The following is a 1,823-nucleotide window of genomic DNA, read 5'->3' as shown; positions in this document are numbered from 1 at the left end:
GCCGTCCGTTACGTTTCCGCCCGCTCCCTGGACACGGCTCCCGCGATCGCCGTGCCGCCTGGTCCGGGTGAGGTGGAGCTGGCTCCTGCCTATGTGGGTATCTGTGGTACCGATCTGCACATCTTCCACGGCGACATGGACGCCCGGGTCCAGGCGCCTGCCGTGCTGGGGCACGAGATGTCCGGCCGGGTGGTGCGGGTCGGGCCGGGCGTGGAGGACTGGCAGCCCGGGGACGCGGTCACCGTGATGCCGCTGCGCTGGGACGACACCTGCCCGGCCTGCCGCGCCGGGCATCAGCACATCTGCCAGCACCTGGACTTCATCGGCATCGACTCACCGGGCGCGATGCAGCAGCGCTGGACGGTGCCCGCCACCACGCTGATCAGGCTGCCGCAGGCGCTCGCCCTGGACCGGGCCGCGCTCGTCGAGCCGACCGCGGTCGCCGTGCACGACGTGGGCCGCGCCGCCGTGCGTGCGGGCGAGAAGGTCGTGGTGGTCGGCGGCGGTCCGGTCGGCGTGCTGATCGCGCTGGTCGCGCGGGCCGCGGGTGCCGAGGTCCGGGTGGTGGAGCTCAGCGCCCACCGCCGGCTGCTCGCCGAGGAGCTGGGGCTCACCACCTGGGACCCGGCCGCCGAGGACGTGCCCGAGGCGGTGCGGCAGTGGACGCAGGAGGCGGGCGCGGACGTCGCCTTCGAGGTCTCCGGCGCGCAAGGCGGCGTGGACACGGCGGTCGACGTGCTGGGAGTGCGCGGACGCCTCTGCCTCGTGGCCATCCACCCCCGCCCGCGCGAGGTGAACCTGCACCGCTTCTTCTGGCGCGAACTCACCCTGGTGGGCGCCCGGTTGTATACCCGCGCCGACTTCGAGAAGGCGGCGGCCCTGGTCGCCGACGGCACCATCCCGGCCGAGCGCCTGATCAGCAAGGTCGTCCCGCTCACCCAGGCACCCGCCGCGTTCGAGGCCCTGGAGGGCGGCGGCGACGTGATGAAGATCCTCGTGGACTGCACCGACGACAGCGACGATGCCCAGGGAGCCGCCGTATGACCGCCTTCGACCTCACCGGAAGACTCGCCGTCGTCACCGGCGCCCGGCGCGGCATCGGCCGGTCCATGGCCCGCGCGCTCGCCGAGGCCGGCGCGGACGTCATCGGGGTGAGCGCCTCCCTGGAGGAGTCCGGCAGCGCGGTCGAGAAGGACGTCCACGCCGCCGGCCGCACCTTCGAGGCCATCCGCACCGACTTCGCCGACCCCGAGGCCGTACGCACCCTGGGCGCAGACCTCGCGGGCCGGGAGCGTCCGGTGGACATCCTGGTCAACAACGCAGGCACGATCCGCCGCGCCCCCGCCGCCGAACACACCGATGCGGACTGGGAACTGGTACTCCAGGTCAACCTGAGTGCCCAGTTCGCGCTGACCCGGGCGGTCGGCGCGACAATGGTCGCCCGCGGCCAGGGCAAGGTCATCTTCACCGCGTCACTGCTCAGCTTCCAGGGCGGTATCACCGTGCCCGGCTACACCGCCGCCAAGCACGGCATCGCCGGGCTGACCAAGGCCCTGGCCAACGAATGGGCCCCGCACGGCGTCAACGTCAACGCCATCGCACCCGGCTACATCGCCACCGACAACACCCAGGCCCTCCAGGACGACCCAGCACGCAGCAAGGCCATCCTGGACCGCATCCCGGCCGGCCGCTGGGGCACCGCAGACGACCTCGCGGGCGCCACCGTCTTCCTCGCCTCCGACGCCGCCGCCTACATCCACGGCACCGTCCTGCCCGTCGACGGCGGATGGCTCGGCCGATGACCACCAACCCGGCCACCAACC

At 73.1% G+C, this 1,823-nt stretch carries 2 protein-coding genes; both read left to right on the top strand.

Translation table 11 applies throughout. The annotated features are described in order from the left end of the window. On the top strand, positions 1–1,044 hold a 1,044-nt coding region (locus tag ACFY0P_RS52160; RefSeq protein WP_388929536.1), incomplete at its 5' end, for a zinc-binding dehydrogenase. Continuing rightward, positions 1,041–1,802 (top strand): SDR family oxidoreductase, encoded by a 762-nt coding sequence (locus ACFY0P_RS52155; RefSeq protein ID WP_388929535.1) that lies wholly within the window; start codon positions 1,041–1,043, stop codon positions 1,800–1,802. The genes ACFY0P_RS52160 and ACFY0P_RS52155, both read left to right, overlap by 4 nt. Positions 1,803–1,823 lie beyond the last annotated feature (21 nt).

Origin of the sequence: Streptomyces sp. NPDC001714 (assembly GCF_042892755.1) — a bacterium.
Lineage (GTDB): Bacteria > Actinomycetota > Actinomycetes > Streptomycetales > Streptomycetaceae > Streptomyces.
This window is presented reverse-complemented; position numbering and strand designations above follow the sequence as displayed.

Bases quoted from the DNA above. Each gene is read 5' to 3' on its own strand.
- ACFY0P_RS52155 (WP_388929535.1), top strand. From the start codon at position 1,041: ATGACCGCCTTCGACCTCACCGGAAGACTCGCCGTCGTCACCGGCGCC.